At 40.2% G+C, this 19,231-nt stretch carries 19 protein-coding genes; 8 read left to right on the top strand and 11 right to left on the bottom strand.

Features of this window, described 5'->3' with window-relative positions; translation table 11 throughout:
• Positions 1 to 61 precede the first annotated feature (61 nt).
• From HY841_12450 to HY841_12440, 3 genes are read right to left on the bottom strand one after another with little or no spacing between them, the layout of a single operon-like run.
• On the bottom strand, positions 62 to 964 hold the full coding sequence (locus tag HY841_12450) for a prephenate dehydrogenase (GenBank protein MBI4931571.1): 903 nt from the start codon (positions 962 to 964) through the stop codon (positions 62 to 64).
• Positions 961 to 2,217 (bottom strand): aminotransferase class I/II-fold pyridoxal phosphate-dependent enzyme, encoded by a 1,257-nt coding sequence (locus HY841_12445; protein MBI4931570.1) that lies wholly within the window; start codon positions 2,215 to 2,217, stop codon positions 961 to 963. Before HY841_12445 ends, HY841_12450 begins: the two co-directional genes overlap by 4 nt.
• Positions 2,218 to 2,220: 3 nt before the next feature.
• Positions 2,221 to 3,126 (bottom strand): prephenate dehydratase, encoded by a 906-nt coding sequence (locus tag HY841_12440; GenBank protein ID MBI4931569.1) that lies wholly within the window; start codon positions 3,124 to 3,126, stop codon positions 2,221 to 2,223.
• A gap of 250 nt (positions 3,127 to 3,376) precedes the next feature.
• Here HY841_12440 and HY841_12435 point away from each other — a divergent pair, with 250 nt between their 5' ends.
• On the top strand, positions 3,377 to 4,546 hold the full coding sequence (locus HY841_12435) for a proline dehydrogenase family protein (GenBank protein ID MBI4931568.1): 1,170 nt from the start codon (positions 3,377 to 3,379) through the stop codon (positions 4,544 to 4,546).
• Here the strand turns inward: HY841_12435 and HY841_12430 are convergent.
• Positions 4,543 to 7,008 (bottom strand): carbohydrate binding family 9 domain-containing protein, encoded by a 2,466-nt coding sequence (locus HY841_12430; GenBank protein ID MBI4931567.1) that lies wholly within the window; start codon positions 7,006 to 7,008, stop codon positions 4,543 to 4,545. The two genes, HY841_12435 and HY841_12430, sit on opposite strands and share 4 nt — an antisense overlap.
• Positions 7,009 to 7,108: 100 nt before the next feature.
• On the opposite strand from HY841_12430, the gene HY841_12425 reads away from it, so the two are divergent.
• Complete coding sequence (locus HY841_12425; protein ID MBI4931566.1) at positions 7,109 to 7,519, top strand: hypothetical protein; 411 nt, start codon at positions 7,109 to 7,111, stop codon at positions 7,517 to 7,519.
• Here the strand turns inward: HY841_12425 and HY841_12420 are convergent, their stop codons facing one another.
• From HY841_12420 to HY841_12395, 6 genes are all read right to left on the bottom strand, one after another.
• Positions 7,520 to 7,945, bottom strand: coding sequence for a DUF4258 domain-containing protein (locus tag HY841_12420; GenBank protein ID MBI4931565.1), 426 nt, complete (start codon positions 7,943 to 7,945; stop codon positions 7,520 to 7,522).
• Between the two features lie 64 nt (positions 7,946 to 8,009).
• Complete coding sequence (locus HY841_12415; GenBank protein ID MBI4931564.1) at positions 8,010 to 9,227, bottom strand: alanine dehydrogenase; 1,218 nt, start codon at positions 9,225 to 9,227, stop codon at positions 8,010 to 8,012.
• 100 nt (positions 9,228 to 9,327) lie between these two features.
• The gene (locus tag HY841_12410; protein MBI4931563.1) at positions 9,328 to 9,813 is read right to left on the bottom strand and encodes a tRNA (adenosine(37)-N6)-threonylcarbamoyltransferase complex ATPase subunit type 1 TsaE; all 486 of its coding nucleotides are present in this window, start codon (positions 9,811 to 9,813) and stop codon (positions 9,328 to 9,330) included.
• 17 nt (positions 9,814 to 9,830) lie between these two features.
• Positions 9,831 to 10,118, bottom strand: coding sequence for a type II toxin-antitoxin system RelE/ParE family toxin (locus HY841_12405; GenBank protein MBI4931562.1), 288 nt, complete (start codon positions 10,116 to 10,118; stop codon positions 9,831 to 9,833).
• Positions 10,118 to 10,336: an addiction module protein gene (locus tag HY841_12400; protein ID MBI4931561.1), complete on the bottom strand. Its 219-nt coding sequence runs from the start codon at positions 10,334 to 10,336 to the stop codon at positions 10,118 to 10,120. The genes HY841_12405 and HY841_12400 overlap by 1 nt, the downstream gene beginning before the upstream one ends.
• 459 nt (positions 10,337 to 10,795) lie before the next feature.
• Positions 10,796 to 12,346 (bottom strand): PglZ domain-containing protein, encoded by a 1,551-nt coding sequence (locus HY841_12395; GenBank protein MBI4931560.1) that lies wholly within the window; start codon positions 12,344 to 12,346, stop codon positions 10,796 to 10,798.
• Between the two features lie 160 nt (positions 12,347 to 12,506).
• On the opposite strand from HY841_12395, the gene HY841_12390 reads away from it, so the two are divergent.
• The 6 genes from HY841_12390 (at position 12,507) to lpxA (ending at position 18,015) form a co-directional block, all read left to right on the top strand.
• Positions 12,507 to 13,787 (top strand): HD domain-containing protein, encoded by a 1,281-nt coding sequence (locus HY841_12390; GenBank protein ID MBI4931559.1) that lies wholly within the window; start codon positions 12,507 to 12,509, stop codon positions 13,785 to 13,787.
• Between the two features lie 43 nt (positions 13,788 to 13,830).
• Entirely contained in the window at positions 13,831 to 14,088 is a 258-nt protein-coding gene (locus tag HY841_12385; protein ID MBI4931558.1) for a hypothetical protein, read from the top strand.
• Positions 14,085 to 14,351 (top strand): Txe/YoeB family addiction module toxin, encoded by a 267-nt coding sequence (locus tag HY841_12380; GenBank protein MBI4931557.1) that lies wholly within the window; start codon positions 14,085 to 14,087, stop codon positions 14,349 to 14,351. The genes HY841_12385 and HY841_12380 overlap by 4 nt, the downstream gene beginning before the upstream one ends.
• 222 nt (positions 14,352 to 14,573) lie before the next feature.
• Positions 14,574 to 15,623 carry a UDP-3-O-(3-hydroxymyristoyl)glucosamine N-acyltransferase gene (gene lpxD, locus HY841_12375; GenBank protein MBI4931556.1) on the top strand — a complete coding sequence of 350 codons (1,050 nt, stop codon included), beginning with the start codon at positions 14,574 to 14,576 and terminating at the stop codon, positions 15,621 to 15,623.
• Positions 15,624 to 15,756: 133 nt separating this feature from the next.
• Positions 15,757 to 17,184 carry a bifunctional UDP-3-O-[3-hydroxymyristoyl] N-acetylglucosamine deacetylase/3-hydroxyacyl-ACP dehydratase gene (locus HY841_12370; protein MBI4931555.1) on the top strand — a complete coding sequence of 476 codons (1,428 nt, stop codon included), beginning with the start codon at positions 15,757 to 15,759 and terminating at the stop codon, positions 17,182 to 17,184.
• 57 nt (positions 17,185 to 17,241) lie between these two features.
• Positions 17,242 to 18,015, top strand: coding sequence for an acyl-ACP--UDP-N-acetylglucosamine O-acyltransferase (gene lpxA / locus HY841_12365; protein ID MBI4931554.1), 774 nt, complete (start codon positions 17,242 to 17,244; stop codon positions 18,013 to 18,015).
• 128 nt (positions 18,016 to 18,143) lie between these two features.
• Here lpxA and HY841_12360 read toward each other — a convergent pair whose 3' ends face one another.
• The gene (locus HY841_12360; protein ID MBI4931553.1) at positions 18,144 to 19,064 is read right to left on the bottom strand and encodes a T9SS type A sorting domain-containing protein; all 921 of its coding nucleotides are present in this window, start codon (positions 19,062 to 19,064) and stop codon (positions 18,144 to 18,146) included.
• Between the last annotated feature and the right edge of the window lie 167 nt (positions 19,065 to 19,231).

Genomic DNA, 19,231 nt, shown 5'->3' with positions numbered 1-19,231 from the left:
GGTCGAGGAAGTAAAAAGACGATTGAGAATTATATTCGTAATCAAGGTCGTCATAATGATGTCAAGCAGTTGAAACTTTTTGAATTGTGAAAAATAAAATAATAACGCCCTGCGCTCTTGGCGCAGGGTTCTTTACAATTTTTCTGATGGCGTTTGCTTTAGTTATTGCTTCGTAAGTTCTTTTGAAATTTTTCTTGTCAATATTTTTTTTGAACCTCTCTAAGTGTTTGATGTAAGTGCCAAGCGCCTTAGAAACATATTTTGAATTCTGTTCAAAGATGGGAGCCCACATATCAGGAGAGCTTTTTGCGAGACGAACGGTCGAAGCAAATCCTGATCCTGCCAGATCAAAAATTGTGGATGCATTTTTTTCCATTTCCAAAACGGTTGTCGCGAGCGCGAAAGAAGAAATGTGCGAGATGTGGGAGACATACGCCACATGCTTATCGTGTTCATCGGCATTCATGAAAAGCATTTTCATGTTTAGAGCTTCGCAGAGTTCGGAGACGCGTTCCACGACCCAAAGCGCGCTGTCATCCACACAAAGAATACATACTTTATTGTTGAAAAGATTTTTGATGGAAGCAGAAGGTCCGGAATTTTCTGTTCCCGCTATAGGATGAGTGCCTACAAATTGTTTTCTCTTCGGATGTTTTTTTATCGCTTTGCAGATTTGATATTTGGTTGAGCCGACATCCATCACCACGGTGGTTTCTCCTATCTTATCGAGAATGTGCGGAAGAAGTTTTGCTGTTTCGCTAACAGGAATTGCAAGGATGACTATATCTGAGTGCAAGGATTCATCCAATGATTTTATTTCATCTGCAATACCGAGCATCAGCGCTTGTTTGCAATGCTCAGAATTATTGTCCACGCCAATCACGCGGGAACAAAACCCTCTTGCCTTGAGGTCAAGCGCCATGGAACCGCCAATGAGTCCGAGACCGATTACCGTGATTTTCATATAGCAGTTTGTAGTTTGTGGTTATTGACTTTATTAAAAATACTTTTCACTTGCTGAATCGCTTGTTCAATTACGCTGACCTCACTGCAAAGAGAAACACGTATATATCCTTCTCCATTCTCACCGAAAATAAATCCCGGAGTGATGAAAACATTTGCTTCGTGAAGTAATTTTTCAACAAGAGCCCCTCCTAAATCCTCCCCGTTAGGGCGGACTTTTTGTTTTTGCTTTTTCTCCCCTCCTAATGGGAGGGGCAAGGGGTGGGCTACTTTCGCCCAGACAAACATTCCAACCTGATCAATGGTGTAGCCGCAACCAATAACAGCCAATAGTTCCCACACTTTTTCTCTTCTACGCTTGTATTCTTCATTTCGTTTGCTATGCCAGGATGGAAGATTATTCAGTGCTTCAATGGACGCTTTTTGTATAGGTAAAAACATACCCGAATCCACATTGCTTTTTACTTTTAGAATGGTGTCAATGTATTCTTTCTTTCCTGCAATCCACCCAACGCGCCAGCCAGCCATGTTGAAGGATTTGCTAAGCGAATTTAATTCAATCGCCACATCTTTTGCTCTTTTGTAATTCAAAATGCTTTTCGGTTTTCCGTTGTTGAGCACCATAGAATAGGGATTGTCATGACAGAGAAGTATTTTATGCTTCTTAGCGAATGCAATCAGTTTTTCAAAACATTCATCGGTTGCTTCCGCACCTGTGGGCATGTTCGGATAGTTCAGCCACATCAGTTTCACTTTTTTTAGATTCATCTTCTCCAGTTCTTTCAAATCAGGAAGCCATTTGTTTTTTTCTTTCAGACTATAAGCAATGATTTTTGTCTCACACATTTTTGAAACTGAAGAATAAGTAGGGTATCCCGGATCAGGAACAAGGACTTTATCTCCAGTATTCAGAAACGCAAGAGAAATATGTGTGATTCCTTCTTTGGAACCGAGCAGAGGAAGAATTTCTGTTTCCGGATTAAGTTCTGCTGAATAAATTTCGCTGTAGAATTTTGAAATCGCTTTTCTCAATTCCGGAATTCCCCTATAAGATTGATAGCCGTGGTTCTTTTGGTTTTTTACAGAGCGGATTAATTCTTCAATTGTATTTTCAGAAGGCATCATGTCCGGATTTCCTATTCCGAGATTAATAATTTTCTTTCCGCCCGTTTCTATTTCTCTTATCTGAGAAAGTTTCTCCGAGAAATAATATTCTTGCACATCGTTCAGACGTTTGCTTTGCTTGATAATCATGTTTTAATTTTCAAAAAATTTATTTCCTCTTTTATACTCGCCAAGAATTTTAAACTCATTAAGCGAGGGTTTGATAGCTGATAATGCGTTTTGATAATTATCATAACCCTCAAACTCCATGTCTATATGTATGTAATATTCCCATTCTTTACCAATAAGCGGAAGTGATTGAATTTTTGTGAGATTAATATCATGCTCGGCAAGTTTTGTAAGAACGCTTGCCAGGCTTCCTTTGCTGTGTGTGACGTTGAAACAGATTGATGACTTGTCAGGAATGTTAGAATGTTGGAATGTTGTAATGTTGTGTTGTTCTCCATTATTCCAATTTTCCAATATTCCATCTTTTCGTATTACTAAGAATCTCGTAAAGTTTTTCTTATGTGTTTCAATGCTTTCAGCAAGGGCTTGCAGGTTATAAATATCAGCAACATGAATTCCTGCGATGGCCCCAATACTTTTCAGATTATTTTCTGAAATCCAGCGCGCGCGCGAAGCTGTGTCATCGGCTTCGATGAGTTTAATGTGAGGATATTGCTCGAAGAATGTTTGGCATTGTAGAATAGCCATCGGATGAGAATGAACTTCTTTTATGTCTGCAATGGTTTGTCCTTTCAGTGAGAGCAGATTCTGTTGAATGTGCAGATAAACTTCGCCAATAATTTTAACTCCTGATTCTCTAAGCATTGCATAGTTTGGCAAAATTGTTCCCGCAACAGTATTTTCAATAGCTGTTATTCCGAAATCCGCTTTATCATTCATCACCAGATTGAACACATCTTTGAACGAAACGCATTCCATGCTTTGAATGTTTTCTCCAAAGTATTTCATTCCTGCAAGTTCGTGGAAGGAACCATGTGCGCCCTGAATCGCTACGCGATTTTGTTTTAGGTTTATGGTTTCAGATTTCATGTTCTTTTCGTTTTTTATTTCTTCTCCCTTTAGTGTCGGTGTAAACAAAAAACCCCTCTCGCTTTCACGGGAGGGGTTTGATGGCCTTTAGATAAAATGATTTTATCCTCCCGTTGAGAGTGTAGGATAAAACCAAAAATATGTTTGTGTTAATTTCATTTTCATTAATTGACTCAGCAAAGGTATAAATATATTTTAGTTAGGCAAATCCTATTTCATAGCACTTAATACATTTGTTCTTATTTATTATATGGCTATTTCATTCGATAATACTCAAGTTGCTTTTTCATCCCGGAGTGATAAAGATTTGAAAGGTTCCTATTGGCTTTTTCGCTTAATCAGTAATCCTGCGCTGGTTTCTATTGGAAAAGTTTTAACAAACATTGCACTTGCCATTCGCTTCCCTATCAAATGGATTGTCAAGCCAACCATTTTTCGTCAATTCTGCGGGGGAGAAACGGTGGAGGAGAGTCGAAAAAAAATTAATGACTTAGCACGGTTCAACATAAAATCGGTGCTGGATTATTCTGCAGAAGGAAAAGAATCTGAAGAAGATTTTGACAGGTGCACGGAAGAATGTATTTCCATTATCAACGAGGCAAAACACAATAGGAACATTGGATTTTCTGTCTTCAAACCGACAGGCATTGCGCGATTTGAACTTCTTGAAAAAGTAAGCGCTATCGGAATTGTCTTAACGGAAATCGAGAAAAAAGAATTCGATCGTGTTCACGAACGTTTCAACAGAATTTGCAAAGCGTCTTACGATACGGGCGTTCCTGTATTTGTGGATGCTGAAGAGAGTTGGATTCAACGGGCGGTTGACGGATTAATAAATGAAATGATGAAGTTGTACAATAAAGAAAAGGCGATTGTCTATAATACATTTCAACTTTACCGAACGGATAGATTGGAGTATCTGATAGATTGTTTTCTTCATGCTAAGAATGGGAATTATTTTCTTGGAGCAAAATTGGTGCGTGGCGCTTATTTGGAAAAAGAAAGAGAGCGTGCCCTGAAGATGAATTATAAATCCCCCATCAACGATACTAAAGAACTCACCGATTCCATGTACGATGGCGCCATCCGCTTCTGCATGGCGCATCTTGACAGGATTTCTTTTTGCTGTGCTTCACACAATGAAAAAAGTTCCATGCTTGCCGTTGAGTTAATGAAAGAAAAAAATCTTTTTGCCAACCATCCCAATATTTATTTCTCACAACTTCTCGGCATGAGCGACACTATCAGTTACAATCTTGCTTTGGCCGGATACAATGTTTCCAAGTATGTTCCGTATGGTCCGGTACGTGATGTGATTCCTTACCTCATCAGGCGTGCGCAGGAAAATACTTCGGTGAAAGGGCAGACAGGCAGGGAATTGGGATTGATATTGAAGGAAAGAGAAAGAAGAAAAAATTAACTTCTTCTTTTCTTCAACTGCTGATAATCCAAATAGTAAAGCACTTTGAGAGAAATGCTGTTTGTCTGAGGTGACTGCATAGTGTTTGAAAAATTATCTGAGTAATTCTTCGGAATTATCACTTCATCTTTTTCAATGGCATTTTTGTAAACGATGGAAATCAAACTTCCCGGAGCAAATTGCCAGGAGAACACCGCGTCAATTGTGAAGGCATTATAGCTGAAATTATTATTTCCGCTGTACGAGTAATTTCTCTCAATCATTCCGTCATCTTTTAACGTGTAATAACGGATGTATTCGCCTGTGTTCCAGTAATGGCGCGCATTGAGTGAAAAAGATAAATCATTTTTGAAAATATACCTCGCTGTGAGTGTGTTGATGTAGGTGTGAAGAATTCTTTCCCCATAAATTATATCCCCGTTAGTGTCAAGGTTTGCATAGCCAAGATTGTTGGGGTCGTAATTGAAATTGAACGCATACTGAAATGAAAGTTTATCATTTATCCTCAAACGCGGTTTTATCTGGCCGCCTATCGAAGGAGGAGATGGAAGATTGTAAATATTATTTTTCATAAATCCTCCTGAGTTAATATTGAAATCAAGAGCAAACGGCTTGTTGTAATTTGTATTGAACCCTGCATATTCATAATATCCTTCCAGATTGTGGGAAAATCTTCCTTCAACCCGCGGTTCATAATAATCATAAACTGCGTTTGGAAAAAATCCTCCTCCGCAAAATATCCCTGCGTAACTTTTAAACAAGGCAAATAAATTCATATTAAATGATAAATCTGTAGGAAGTTTTGTAGTGTAGTTGTAACCGTAATTTAAGTTCAGGTTATTAAATGAACGAAGCAAGGACTTCCATGGCTTGAAAATATTGTAACTGAGATTTGCATTGAAGGAAGAATAATTTGTAACAGCATAGTATCCCATATCGGTTCGGTCAAATGTTTTGCTCATGGTTTCGTGATAAATTCCGTATTGCCAGGTTCCGCTGATTTTTCGTATGCCGGCAGAATAAAAATATCCCATCTGGTCTGTAAAATTATCCGTGATCGTGTCGTTCCTTCTGAAAATCTGACTGAGATTTGTGGCTCCGTCAAAAGAAAACGTATTGTTCTTATCCTGAAAAGAAAATCCGGTGCCCGATACATTCGCATCGCGGTAGGAGTTTCCATCACGCATGACATTGGTGTTGACGAAATAAACGCTGGAGGAATTTTTCAACTGCTGGTCAAAGACAAATGCATTGTAATTTGTGAACGGCTCGGTCAGGATTTTTCTTGTCTTGCCTTCAGCATTTTTTATTTCTGCATATGTATTATCTGTCACTGCATTGAAAAGGCCAAACCCCATTCCTCCGTTTCCTCTGCCTGAAATTTTTGTCGCGTTCAGTAATTTTGCCTGTGAAGGATTTTTCTCAATGCTTTCTGTTGAATCAATCAGGTTCGGAACGGAATAAAATAAAGATGGAGTTTTCCCTATTCTTCGGGAATAAAATAACTGGTCTTTATTAAACAGATCAACTCCTTCTTTAAAGAACGGACGGTTATCTTCATAATTCACTTCGCGGTAAGAAAGATTTTTCACTTTGTCGTCACTCTTCACCTGCCCAAAATCAGGGAGTAAAGTCATATCAAGCGTAAAGCGCTCATCCAATCCGTATTTAATATCTGCTCCGGCATTGTAGGAAAATGAATTTGAATAATTGTACGTTCCATCGGTATTGTATTCAGGAGAGGTTTGATAATATCCTGAAATATAGGGCGTGAGCGAAAGGCGAAGCGGTGGTGTGATGTTTGAAATTCCTTCCAGAGTTCCCCAGTATTTCTGGGTGTTGGCTTTTCCTGAAGGAGTGAGGCACCACTGGTCAAACTCGCGGGTTCTTCGTATGTCGCGTGTTAATTGCAATCCCCATTTCTGTTCTTTCGTGCTGGGAAAACGAATAGCAGAATACGGAATTTTTATTTCGACACTCCATCCGTTGCTGAGGATTTTCACTGCGCTCTGCCAAACGGCATTATATGTATAGTCGCTGAAGCGCCAGTCGGTTTGCACGCCCGAAGCATACACGCCAAAGTCATACGCATCCTGACGGGTATTATACGGGTCAATCACAAAACGGAATTTATCTGCATTCAATCCTTCATCGTCTCTGTTCCCTAGTTCGTGTAGAATGCTGTCTGGCGCAGTATCGTACAACATTGCTCCAACATAAATCGCCACGTTGTCGTAGAGAATTTTTATTTCAGTTTTTTGCGAAACCTTTCCTCCTTCGCTGGGAGAGTTCTGAATGAAATCGGAAACCGACTGAGCATTTTTCCATACTTCATCATCCAGCATGCCGTCAATTTTAGGGGATGAAGTTATTCGCGTTGCATTATATGTTTTGAGGGAATCCTGCGCGTGAACATTAATAAAGAAGAAGAGAAGAAAAAAGCAGAGGAGAATTTTTTTCATATATGCAAAAGTATGTTGAATTACAGAACGAAGACACTCCTTAACATATTTTAACAAAATTCTTGAAATATATTATCTTTGATAAATCATCGACTGCTCAATGGAACAGAAAGTTATCCCTATAAGAATCGGTGAAGTAATTTTATATTGCGAACAGCTTGTGCTCGTAAAACTGATTCACGATAATGAAATTACTTTGGCGGATGTGAAAGAGCAGATTGAGGCAGCGATAAAAATTTCTGACGGAAAAGATTTTGCTGTCATCCTTGACGGTGGATTAACGCTTGATGTTTGCGATGAAGCCATGACCTATGCCGCGCGTTATAAAGATGAACGATGGAAAGCATTTGCTATAGTTGTCCGCTCTCTTTCAGAACGATTGTTTGCTAACTACTACTTGATGTTTAAAAAGCCCGTGCGCCCTACCAAAGTTTTCACTACTCCGGCAGGCGCAGAAAAATGGTTGAAAAAATTTGTGAAGGTTGATGTGCCTGTGAAATACGAAATCTGATTAGTTACATCTGCAGGTATCTTTCTCTAATCCTAAATCAATTGCTGTTACCACTTTTGTGGTGAGTGTGTCGCAGGAAGCAAAAACAATTCTTACATTCTGTTTATCAGCAGTTGTTCCGTCAATCGCGTAGGAAGGGCAGCGCGCTTGTCCTGAACTTGTTTCAGGATGCGGATGGCTTTCGGAAAAATTTACGTTTCCGTTTTTTAATATTTCTCTGACTTCCTCTTCGCTGATGGCTCTGCATTTCATCCTGCATTGAGCATGTTCTGTAAAGACAAGATTTCCTTTCATCAATTGCTCCCTCACTCTGTTTTCGGGAAACCAATAACTCCGGTTTCTTCCTCTTAAAAGAATGAAATAAACCATTACGCACCCAATCAGAAATCCGTAGATGTAAAGGCGAATGCGTTTTGGAGTTGTCATTGGTCATTGGTCATTGGTCATTGGTCACTACTAATGACTTAATGACTAATGACGGCTGTTGGTTTTAAAATGCAGCCAGCAGTAAATTAATATCCTTGGATGGAATTCCGAAAAGGTCTCCGAGATATTTATTGGTGAGCATTCCGTTGTAGATATAAATTCCTTTGCGGAAACCTGCATCATTCTTAAGCATACGGTCAACGCTTCCGTTCTCCGCAATGTTCATCAGCAAAGGACCAAAGATGGTGCTGAACGCATAAGAGGCGGTGCGCGAAACACGTGAAGCCACATTGGGAACACAGTAATGTATCACACCGTGTTTTCTAAAAATCGGCTGCGTATGATTGGTTACCTGCGATGTTTCAAAACATCCGCCTTCGTCAATGCTCACGTCAACAATCACTGAACCGTTCTTCATATCCTTCACCATTTCTTCTGAAACTACACAGGGCGTTCTTCCTTTTGTGGCACGGATGGCGCCAATCACCACATCTGCGGTACGCAAATGTTTTTGCAAAACTCTTGGCTGGATGACGGAAGTGAAGATGCGTCTGCCGAGCGCGGTTTGTATTCTTCTTAACTTGTAAAGCGAGTTGTCAAAAACTTTTACGCTGGCGCCAAGACCAATCGCGGCACGTGCGGCAAATTCCCCCACGGTTCCTGCTCCAAGAATTATTACTTCGGTAGGAGAAATTCCGGAAATACCTCCGAGAATTAAACCGGGACCGTTGTTCACGTTGCTGAGATATTCCGCGGCAATGAGAATGGAAGCGCCTCCGGCAATTTCTCCCATGGCGCGGATGACCGGAAAAATCCCTTCCTTGTCCTGAATCCATCCGTAAGCGATGGCAGTAATCCGTTTGTTCATCAATGCCCTCATAAACGTATCCGACTGCATGGAGAGATGAAGCGTGGAAAGCAATATCTGCCTTGGCTTCATCATCTCGATTTCTTTTTCAGAGGGAGGAGACACTTTCAGGATGATTTCGGCTTTGTAAACTTCTTCGGCAGAGTGGGCGATGTGCGCGCCTGCTTCGGAATAATCGGTATCAGAAAAGTTAGATGCTTTACCAGCGTTGGTTTCAACCACCACTCTGTGCCCGTTATTCACCAGCACTGCCACCGCATCAGGAACCAGCGCCACACGGTTTTCCTGGAAAGAGATTTCTTTCGGAATTCCTATATACAAACTGCTTTTTCTTGTTGCTACTTCCAGCATTTCTTCCTGCGGAAGCAAAATGCTGATGGGAATATTTCTTGAAGAATGTTCTTTTTGTTTCATGAGGAAATTTCAGGTTACAAGTTTCAGGTTGCAGGTTGAAACAAAAACAAAATCAGCCACCTTCTAACTTGTTTTGTGAAACGAATTTACGAAAAAAATTTCAGGAAAGAGAAATAATTCTTTCACCATTCTTAACTTCTATCTTCACTCGCAGGCAATCTTCGGGAAGCAGGCGCTCCATTTTTTCAGGCCATTCGATGAAGCAATAATTTCCGCTATAGAGATAATCTTCATAGCCGATGCCATAGATTTCGGATTCGGATTTCAGGCGATAAAGGTCAAGGTGGAAAACAGCCGAAGCCCCTCCTAAATCCTCCCCATTAGGGAGGACTTGAGTTTTTTCTCCTCCCCCAATGGGTGATGTTGGGAGGGGGCTTGGTATTTTGTATTCATTCACCAGCGCAAACGTAGGACTGCTTCCTTTATCCGTTACGCCAAGCTGCTTGCAGAGTTCTTTAATGAGCGTGGTTTTTCCTGCGCCAAGTTCTCCGTAAAAACAAAAAATCTTTTTCTCACCAGCAAATTCAAGAATTGCTTTAGCTGTTTGAGGAAGTTCAGAAAGGTTTTTTAAGGAAAGGGTTTTCATCTCACTTCTAACTTCTTTTACCATTTATCTGGATTTTGAGAAGTATGAAAAACCGAAATGATATAAACTGTTTTTACTTTTTCATCCAGAATGAAATGTATCATAAAAGGAAACTTTGTCATTGGTAAACATCGAACATTGCTGTACCTGATTTGAAAGAAAGGATTTTTGCTGATAAAAGCAATGTGCTTTGAAAGGGACAGCCAGAACTTTTCTCCTAAGCCAATTTGTTGCTTGTCATAATAATCAATGGCTTGTTGAATATCGGATTGCGCTAACTCCTCAAAAATAATTTCAAACGACATTACTTACTCACTTTATATCTGATATTCTTCTTAACCTTTTCCCATGGAATAAAATTTTCGGGTTTGGCATTTTTAATACGTTTTAATGTTTCCGTTTTGTGCCATTCGGGGATAGAAAAACTTTCTTCACTTTCAATTTTTGCTTCAGGAATATGTTTAAAGAATTCTATAAATGTGTTGTAAAAATTTTCCGGAATGCTGATGGTAATGTGTTTCATGGTATATGGTTTTACTATATCAAAGATACGAATTCTTTTTTTCTTCCCTTTTCTCGAACGACAAAATTTGCTTTTATGACTTGTTAGAGTTCAGAAAGGTTTTTTAAGGAAAGGGTTTTCATTGCCGGAACAAAGTTAATTCTTAATCCCACAGGTAATAATATGAAGGAAAGTAGGTTTGCATCAGTGCCCAGAAAACCTACGGGGTTAAACTCCGTAGGAGTTATATATTAATAGAAGAACAATCATAAAAGTATTCGGGCTGTTTGCGTGAGGGATAGAAGCGGAAATCCTTTGGCGAGTAGATTCTTCGCTCCGCTCAGAATGACAAAGCCAAAGATTGTAGCGGATAGCCCGACCTGAGTCATCGAAGGGCACGCCCAAATAATAATTCAAAAACTTTTCTGTGAGATTGCTTCGTCATCCCGAAACGGGATTCCTCGCAATGACGTACGACAACTACTTCGCACTTAGCGTCACAAACGGAATAATCATTTCTTCGAGAGAAATTCCTCCGTGCTGAATGGTGTTGCGGTAGTATTGCACGTAATGATTGTAGTTGTTGGGGTAAGCGAAAAATTTATCCTGCTTGGCAAAGATGTACGTGGTGCTCACATTGATGCGTGGAAGAAAAACATCATCGGGGTTTCGCACTTCCAGCACATCGCGTTTTTCGTAACTCAAACTTTTGCCCTGTTTATAACGCAGGTTGGTAGAAGTGTTTCTGTCACCAACAACTTTTGATGGTTCCGTTACTCGAATGCTTCCGTGATCGGTGGTGATGACGAGCAAACCTTTTTTTTCTGCAATGTGTTTGATGATGTCGTGCAGCGGTGAATGTTCAAACCACGAAACGGTGAGCGAGCGATACGCTGCTTCATCATCGGCAAGCTCGCGTATCACTTCCATTTCGGTGCGCGCGTGCGAGAGCATATCTACAAAATTATAAACGATTACGTTTAATTTATTTTGCATGAGGTTGCTGATGTTGTCCGCCAGTTTTTTTCCTTCGTTGAGATTTAATATTTTGTGATACGAATGTTTGATGTCTTTTCCCCAGCGTTTCAGTTGAGAGGTCATGAACTCAGGCTCAAATTGATTTTTGCTTCCTTCATCTTCTTCGTTGCGCCATAAATCAGGATGAAGCTTTTCTATCTCGCTCGGCATGAGTCCCGCGAACAATGCGTTGCGCGCAAACTGCGTTACCGTAGGGAGAATGCTGTAGTAAAGCGATTCTTCTTCCACTTTAAAGAGTTCGGAAATCTTCGGCTGAATCATTTTCCATTGATCCCAGCGCAGGTTGTCAATCACTAAAAGAAAAACATTTTCTTTTCTTTCGAGAAGCGGAACAAGTTTGTTTTTCAGAACGGTGTGTGACTGAAGCGGGGGATTATTCTTGCCATGAAGCCATGCAACATAATTGGCGTCAACAAATTTGCTGAACGCTGAATTCGCTTCCTGCTTTTGCATGGAGAGCATATCAGACATGCTTTCATCGTTAGATTTTTCCAGTTCAAGTTCCCAGTAAACTAATTTCTTGTAAACATCTTTCCATGTTTCCGCGTCAAGGCGGTCGCTGAGCGACATTCCTATCTGGCGGAACTCCTGCTGGTAATTCAACGTTGTTTTTTCCGAGACAAGATGTTTGCCTTCCAATATTTTTTTCAGCGAAAGAAGAATCTGATTGGGATTAACGGGCTTAATCAGGTAATCAGAGATCTTTGAGCCGATGGCATCTTCCATTATTTGTTCGGCTTCGCTTTTGGTAATCATCACCACGGGCAAATCGGACTGATGATTTTTTATTCTTGCTAGGGTTTCCATCCCGCTGAGTCCGGGCATGTTTTCATCAAGGAAAACAATATCAAACGCTTCTGCTTTTATCATTCCCACGGCTTCGTCACCGCTTTTTGCAGTCTTCACTTCGTATCCTTTTTCTTTCAGGAAGAGAATGTGCGGCTTGAGCAAATCAATTTCGTCATCCGCCCAGAGAATATTCACTTTGTTCATATGGTAAAGTTAGTAATAATGAATTTCGGAACGTTGAACACCATGGAATATTGGAAGGATGGAAAAATGGAATAATGAAAAAGTAAATTCTTCCAACATTCCAGTATTCCATCCTTCCATTCTATTATCTTTGTGAAAAGAAATTTCCATAGCATTAACGATGTTCATCAAGAAGCAGATAATCTTCAACGACCCCATTTACGGATTCATCACCGTGCCTGATTCATTGATTCTGCAAATCATTAATCATCCTTACTTCTTGCGATTGCAAAGGATTCGCCAGCTGGGATTAACAAGTTTGGTTTATCCCGGAGCATTGCATACTCGTTTTCAACACGCGATGGGAGCCATGCACCTCACGATGAAAGCGGTGGAGACGCTGCGTTCGAAAGAAATTGACATAACGGAAGATGAGGAGAGAGGAGTTTTAATTGCGGTGCTTTTGCATGATATAGGACACGGACCTTTTTCTCACGCGCTTGAGCACAGCATTGTGGATGATATTTCGCACGAAGATATTTCAGAACTATTTCTTGAGAAACTCGATAAAGAATTCAAAGGACAGCTTTCTCTTGCCCGGAAAATTTTCAGCGGCTCTTATAAAAAGAAATTCCTGCACCAGCTTGTGTCAGGACAGTTAGATATGGACAGACTGGATTACCTGAACCGCGACAGTTTTTTCACAGGAGTTTCTGAAGGAGTTATCAGTTCTGACCGCATTATCAAAATGCTGAATGTAATGGACGATGAACTGGTGGTGGACGCGAAAGGAATTTATTCTGTGGAGAAGTTTATCATAGCAAGAAGATTGATGTACTGGCAGGTGTATTTGCACAAGACAGTGCTTAGTGCTGAATTCTTACTTGTTAAGATATTGCAAAGAGCGAAGGAAATAGCAGGTAATCAGTTATCGGTTATCGGTAAACGGTCAAATGCAAAAACCAAAAACCGATTACCGATTACCGATTACCGCCTCTTTTGTACTCCTGCACTTGAAACTTTTCTTTACAGTTCTATCGGAAAACAAAACATCCTCTCTCACCTCGATGACTTTGCATTGCTTGACGATTCTGACATTTTCGTCTGCGTGAAAGCGTGGATGAAGAGCGATGATTTTATTCTTTCCACTCTCTGTACAAACCTTGTGAACCGAAAACTCTACAAAGTGATTATGCAAAATGATTCGTTTGATGAGAAAGTGGTGGATGACTTGAAAAAGAAAGTGCAGAAGAAATATAAGCTGAGCGCAACTGAAGCAGATTATCTTGTCTTCTCTCAGGCAGTTTCAAATGACGCTTACCGTCCTGATAAAATCAGAATTAACATTCTTTATAAGGATGGAAAAATTGCCGACATCGCTCAGGCATCTGACCAGGCATATCTTGCCGGATTGAAGACGGTGAAGAAATACTTTTTGTGTTTCCCGAAGGAGATTGTTTGATTGTATTTTCCTCATTTTTTGTATCTTCGTAAAAAGAATTCAAATGGAAACAACTTTTCGTATAAAAACATCTGACATGGACAAAAAGTTTTTGGATATGCTGAAAAAACTTTTTAAAAAGAAGGAAATAGAAATTACTATTACCGATGCGGATGCGGATGAAACTTCGCAGTTATTGAGCGATTCAAAAAACCGCACTCATTTGATCGAGGCGATAGAAGAAGTAAAACGCAATAAGAATCTTGTCAGTTTTTCAGGAGATGAATTTGAAAAATACAGCAAGTCATTATTGAAAAAATGAGAACTGTTGTATTTGCTTCCCAGGCAAAAAAGGATTTTGATGAATTGGCTGAAAGAAACCCAAAAACATTTCGGAAAATTCTTTCACTTATTCAGGACATAGATAAGAATCCATTTGCAGGAATAGGAAAGCCGGAACCTCTCAGACATCAACTTGCCGGATTTTGGTCAAGACGGATTAATCACACAGACCGTCTTGTTTATCAGATTTCTCCTCAAAACGAAATTGTCATTGCAAGTTGTAAAGGACATTACAGCAGATGATAAATCTTGCCGGATTGAAAACGATGAAGAAATACTTCCTTTGTTTTCCTAAAGAATTAGCTTAGAACTAAACATTTCCTCTTAATAATTCCCCTCTTTATTCTTGCTCATAGCAATTTAATTTCTCTAAATTTGCGCCACCGATTACACCGATGGATGAAAAAGATTTCACCGATTGAATTATCGGTGTAATCAAAATGGTAATCGGTGTAATCACAAAGTATGGAATACAAAGCCAGCCAGATTGCGTCTCTTTTAGGAGGTACAGTGGAAGGAAATCCTGACGCTGTTGTGAGCACGCTTTCAAAAATCGAAGAAGGAAGAATTGGTTCACTTTCGTTTCTCAGCAATCCTGCTTACAATTCTTACTTATATACAACGGATGCTTCGGTGGTGATTGTCGGAAAAGATTTTACCGCTGAACAACCACTCAAAAGAACCTGTACGCTGATTCGCGTAGAAGATTCCCGCATTGCCTTTGGCAAACTGCTGGAGATGTATCAGAAATCTAAGAACAACAAAACAGGAATTGAACAGCCATCGTTTGTTTCTAAATCTTCTACTCTTGGCAAAGATGTTTACGTGGGTGCATTTGCTTACGTGGGAGAAAATGTGAAACTCGGCAATAACGTAAAACTTTTTCCGAATGTTTTTGTGGGGGATAATTCAGTAATTGGCGATAACACTACTATTTATTCAGGTGCAAAAATATATCACGAATGTGTTATCGGAAAAAATTGCACGCTTCACGCGGGAGTGGTCATCGGTAGCGATGGTTTTGGTTTTGCTCCCAACAAAGACAGTAATTTTAAAATGCAGCATCTTGGCAATGTAATTATTGAAGACAATGTTGAGATAGGATCCAACACTACAATTGACCGTGCAACGCTGGGTTCTACCATCGTCCGCAAAGGTGCGAAACTTGACAATCTCATTCAGATTGGTCACAACGCTGAGATTGGCGAGAACACAGTGATCGTTGCGCAAACTGGAGTTGCGGGCTCAACAAAAGTCGGAAAGAACTGTATCATTGGCGGACAAGTTGGAATTGTCGGACATATCACTATTGCAGACGGAACCAAGATAGCTGCTCAGTCGGGAATCGGAAATACTATCAAAGAAGAAAATACAACCGTGCAGGGCTCTCCGGCATTTTCCATAGGGGAATACAAGCGTTCTTATGTTTTGTTTAAGAACTTTCCTGATGTGAATGACAGAATTAATTCTCTTGAGAAAATATTGAAAGAGTTAAAGGTATCAGTAGAAAAATAATATTAGAATAATGTTATTCTCAGCGTCCTTTGCGTCAACCTCTGCGTTCTCAGCGGTAAAAAACTTAACCGCAGAGTGCGCAAAGAAAAATCAGCGCAGAGAACCGCAGAGAATAACAAAAATATTTTAAAATATGCCTAAACAAAGAACAATCAAAACTTCTGTTACGGTATCTGGAGTTGGTCTTCATACGGGAGAAAAGGTATCCTTAACGTTTCGCCCCGCCCCTGAAAACCATTGGTATAAATTTCAGCGGGTGGATTTGCCGAACAATCCTGTCATAGATGCAGATGCGGACAATGTCGTTTCTACTGATCACGGAACCACGCTTGAAAAAGACGGAGCACGTGTGCATACAACAGAGCATGTTCTTGCCGCTCTTGTCGGAAAGGAAATAGATAATTGCCTGATTGAAGTTACTGGCCAGGAAATTCCTATCATGAACGGAAGTTCCATGCCTTTCATTGAAGCATTGGAAAAAGCCGGAGTTGTTGAGCAGAATGCTGAGCGTGTTTATTTTGAATTGAAATCGATTCTCACTTATGAAGACAATGTAAAAAATGTTGAGATGCTTGCTGTTCCGCAGGATGAATTTCGTTTAACGGTGATGGTGGATTACAACTCAGAAGTTCTCGGCACACAGCACGCGCACATATATAAAGTAGGAGAGTTCAAAGAAGAAATAGCCAAGTGCCGCACATTTGTTTTCCTTCACGAACTCGAAACGCTTCTTCAGCATAATTTAATTAAGGGCGGAGATTTGGATAACGCCATTGTACTCGTTGATAAGCCGGTGCCTGATGCTGACCTTGCTCACCTTCGTAAAGTTTTTAATAAACCGAATGTGGAAGTGAAGGGCAGGGGCGTGCTCAACAATACCACGCTTCATTATTACAATGAACCTGCGCGCCATAAACTTTTAGACATTGTTGGAGATTTAGCTCTTATCGGAATGCCCATCAAAGCGCACATACTTGCCGCCCGTCCGGGGCATGCGGGCAATGTTTCCTTTGCGAAAAAAATAAAAGAACTGATTAAAAAGGAAAAAAATAAAAAAGTTGTTCCTCAATATGACATTAACAAATACCTGTTAGATATAAATGAAATAACGAAAATATTACCCCATCGCCCACCCTTCTTGCTGATTGACAAAATACTTGAACTGAGTCCAACGCATGTGGTGGGGATGAAAAATGTTACGATGAATGAAGAATTTTTTCGCGGACATTTTCCCGGCAACCCTGTCATGCCCGGTGTGCTGCAGGTGGAAGCAATGGCGCAATGCGGTGGCGTGCTGGTGCTGAAAACAGTCCCTGATCCGGAGAATTATCTCACTTATTTTTTAAAAATTGATAATACGCGTTTCAAGAACAAAGTGATGCCGGGCGATACCATTATTTTTGTTCTTCATCTTCTCGAACCCATCCGCAGGGGACTTTGCCACATGAAAGGCACAGCATATGTAGGAGATAAGATTGTGATGGAATCTGAAATGATGGCTCAGATAATTAAGATGAAGGACATCCCTGCATCAGTAAAAACCCCTGTGCCTGCAAATTAATTTCTACCTCACGGAGCTATGAATAATTTGTAAGTTCGTGCTTCAGAGAAATTAACTATGAGTAATTCATTCATTCATCCGGAAGCAAAACTTGGCAAGAATGTAACTGTTGCTCCTTTTGCAGTAATCAATGCAAACGTAGAAATCGGTGACGATACATGGATTGGTCCTCACGTTACCATCATGGAAGGCGCGCGCATAGGGAAGAACTGCAAAATATTTCCGGGTGCGGTGATTTCTGCTATCCCGCAGGATTTAAAATTTACGGGCGAAGAAACCACCGCAGAAATTGGCGACAACACGATCATCCGCGAATGTGTTACGGTGAACAGAGGAACAAAAGACAAAATGAAATCTTCCGTGGGCAGCAATTGCCTGCTCATGGCATATGTGCATGTGGCGCACGATTGCACCATCGGCAATAATGTTATCCTCGCCAATCTGGTTACCCTTGCCGGGCATATCACCATTGATGACCATGCAATACTTGAAGGATTGGTTGCTGTTCAGCAATTTATTCACATCGGAGCGCACTCCTTTGTTACCGGTGGTTCGCTGGTCAGAAAAAATGTGCCGCCATTTGTGAAAGCCGCGCGCGAACCCCTTTCCTATATCGGAGTAAATTCAGTCGGACTGAGAAGAAGAGGTTTCTCTCCCGAACGCATTTTGCAGATAGAAGATATTTACCGCACCATTTATGTAAGAGGATACAATGTTTCCAACGCCTTGAATATTGTAGAACAGGAAGCTCCCGCTTCGGCAGAGAAAGAACTTATTGTCAGATTTATCCGCGATTCTAAGGATGGAATCATCAGGGGAATTACTGCCTGAAAAGTAACTGATGCATTTATTTTATCTCACCACCACCATCTTCTTCCCAATCATTCCCTCCGTGCCGACTTCGCAATTGTCCACGGTGAAAGCAATTGTCTGGGCGCGCGCAACGAACAAGAGAGGAATTATTTGTCCGCGATTATTAATTTGTCTATTGCGATGACTTTGTTGTCTTGTGTTAAGCGAAGAAGATACAGTCCGCTTGGAAGATTGTCGCGATTGAAAGTGATTGTCTGTCCCCGAAGATTTTTTATTTGCGCAACTGTCTGCCCGAAACAATTGTCTACTGTGAGAGTTGCGTTGATTAATTGAACTTCTGTCTGCAAAGTTGTCTGTGCGGAGAAGGGATTAGGTGACAGTTTAGGTGTTTTAGTAATTGGTTCAACGACATTGACAGGATTTGTCAATGTAGTGCAATTATAATTTATTGGATATTGTGCGCTGTCATGATTGAAGCAGAAAAAATTACAACCTCCATCAGGATAAATCCACCGCATGTTATATAAACCAAAAAATACACTTCCAATACCTTCAATTAATGTGTCTGTAACAAATGAATCTTCTACTGTAAATCTTTTATGATACTTATTACCTACTAGAACAGAATCAATTGTTTTTACAATGAACATACCAGAATTTGAATATGTTGGTGGAACGGTATCTCCAAGATTTAAATTAAAATCATATAACAAGGTGTCTCCAAACATGTATATATAAACTTTCTTTTGCAAGGAATCTTGTCTGATGGCACAATCATAATAAACATTGTAAGATTGATAAACTGGATTTGTCGGTGGATTCCAACAAGAATAAGCTGTATAACCTGCATGATAAATTTTATGATAGGTGTATGCGCCAATAACTGTATCTCCATTGATGTATAGAGTTCTGTAATCTTCATTCATGCAAGTGTGTGAAGGATTTAATCCGAAGCAACGCTCATTCCAAGATGCATTGCTGTCGGGAAAGGGATGATACACCGCTGTCTGCCCGTGCGCAACTGCCAGGATTAGAGAGACTGTCAAGCCGAGAAGAACTTTTTTCATTGGCTTTGAATTACTGTAAAGATACAAAGTTACTCGTATGTTTGCGAAATTAAATAAACTAGTGCAACTAAAAGAAAAAAAGAGTGAGAGCAATATGCGTTACAAAACAACCCTTGAGGTATGTTCGTAGACAGAGAATCCTCACTCTTTTTAAAACTCTTTAAAGT

This window comes from Bacteroidota bacterium (genome assembly GCA_016213405.1).
Taxonomy (GTDB): Bacteria; Bacteroidota; Bacteroidia; order Palsa-948; family Palsa-948; genus Palsa-948.
Note: the sequence above shows the minus strand (reverse complement) of the source record. Positions and strands in the feature narration are given on the sequence as shown.

Coding starts and splice junctions, on each gene's coding strand:
- HY841_12450 (MBI4931571.1), bottom strand. CDS start 964: ATGAAAATCACGGTAATCGGTCTCGGACTCATTGGCGGTTCCATGGCG.
- HY841_12445 (MBI4931570.1), bottom strand. CDS start 2,217: ATGATTATCAAGCAAAGCAAACGTCTGAACGATGTGCAAGAATATTAT.
- HY841_12440 (MBI4931569.1), bottom strand. CDS start 3,126: ATGAAATCTGAAACCATAAACCTAAAACAAAATCGCGTAGCGATTCAG.
- HY841_12435 (MBI4931568.1), top strand. CDS start 3,377: ATGGCTATTTCATTCGATAATACTCAAGTTGCTTTTTCATCCCGGAGT.
- HY841_12430 (MBI4931567.1), bottom strand. CDS start 7,008: ATGAAAAAAATTCTCCTCTGCTTTTTTCTTCTCTTCTTCTTTATTAAT.
- HY841_12425 (MBI4931566.1), top strand. CDS start 7,109: ATGGAACAGAAAGTTATCCCTATAAGAATCGGTGAAGTAATTTTATAT.
- HY841_12420 (MBI4931565.1), bottom strand. CDS start 7,945: ATGACAACTCCAAAACGCATTCGCCTTTACATCTACGGATTTCTGATT.
- HY841_12415 (MBI4931564.1), bottom strand. CDS start 9,227: ATGAAACAAAAAGAACATTCTTCAAGAAATATTCCCATCAGCATTTTG.
- HY841_12410 (MBI4931563.1), bottom strand. CDS start 9,813: ATGAAAACCCTTTCCTTAAAAAACCTTTCTGAACTTCCTCAAACAGCT.
- HY841_12405 (MBI4931562.1), bottom strand. CDS start 10,118: ATGTCGTTTGAAATTATTTTTGAGGAGTTAGCGCAATCCGATATTCAA.
- HY841_12400 (MBI4931561.1), bottom strand. CDS start 10,336: ATGAAACACATTACCATCAGCATTCCGGAAAATTTTTACAACACATTT.
- HY841_12395 (MBI4931560.1), bottom strand. CDS start 12,346: ATGAACAAAGTGAATATTCTCTGGGCGGATGACGAAATTGATTTGCTC.
- HY841_12390 (MBI4931559.1), top strand. CDS start 12,507: ATGTTCATCAAGAAGCAGATAATCTTCAACGACCCCATTTACGGATTC.
- HY841_12385 (MBI4931558.1), top strand. CDS start 13,831: ATGGAAACAACTTTTCGTATAAAAACATCTGACATGGACAAAAAGTTT.
- HY841_12380 (MBI4931557.1), top strand. CDS start 14,085: ATGAGAACTGTTGTATTTGCTTCCCAGGCAAAAAAGGATTTTGATGAA.
- lpxD (MBI4931556.1), top strand. CDS start 14,574: ATGGAATACAAAGCCAGCCAGATTGCGTCTCTTTTAGGAGGTACAGTG.
- HY841_12370 (MBI4931555.1), top strand. CDS start 15,757: ATGCCTAAACAAAGAACAATCAAAACTTCTGTTACGGTATCTGGAGTT.
- lpxA (MBI4931554.1), top strand. CDS start 17,242: ATGAGTAATTCATTCATTCATCCGGAAGCAAAACTTGGCAAGAATGTA.
- HY841_12360 (MBI4931553.1), bottom strand. CDS start 19,064: ATGAAAAAAGTTCTTCTCGGCTTGACAGTCTCTCTAATCCTGGCAGTT.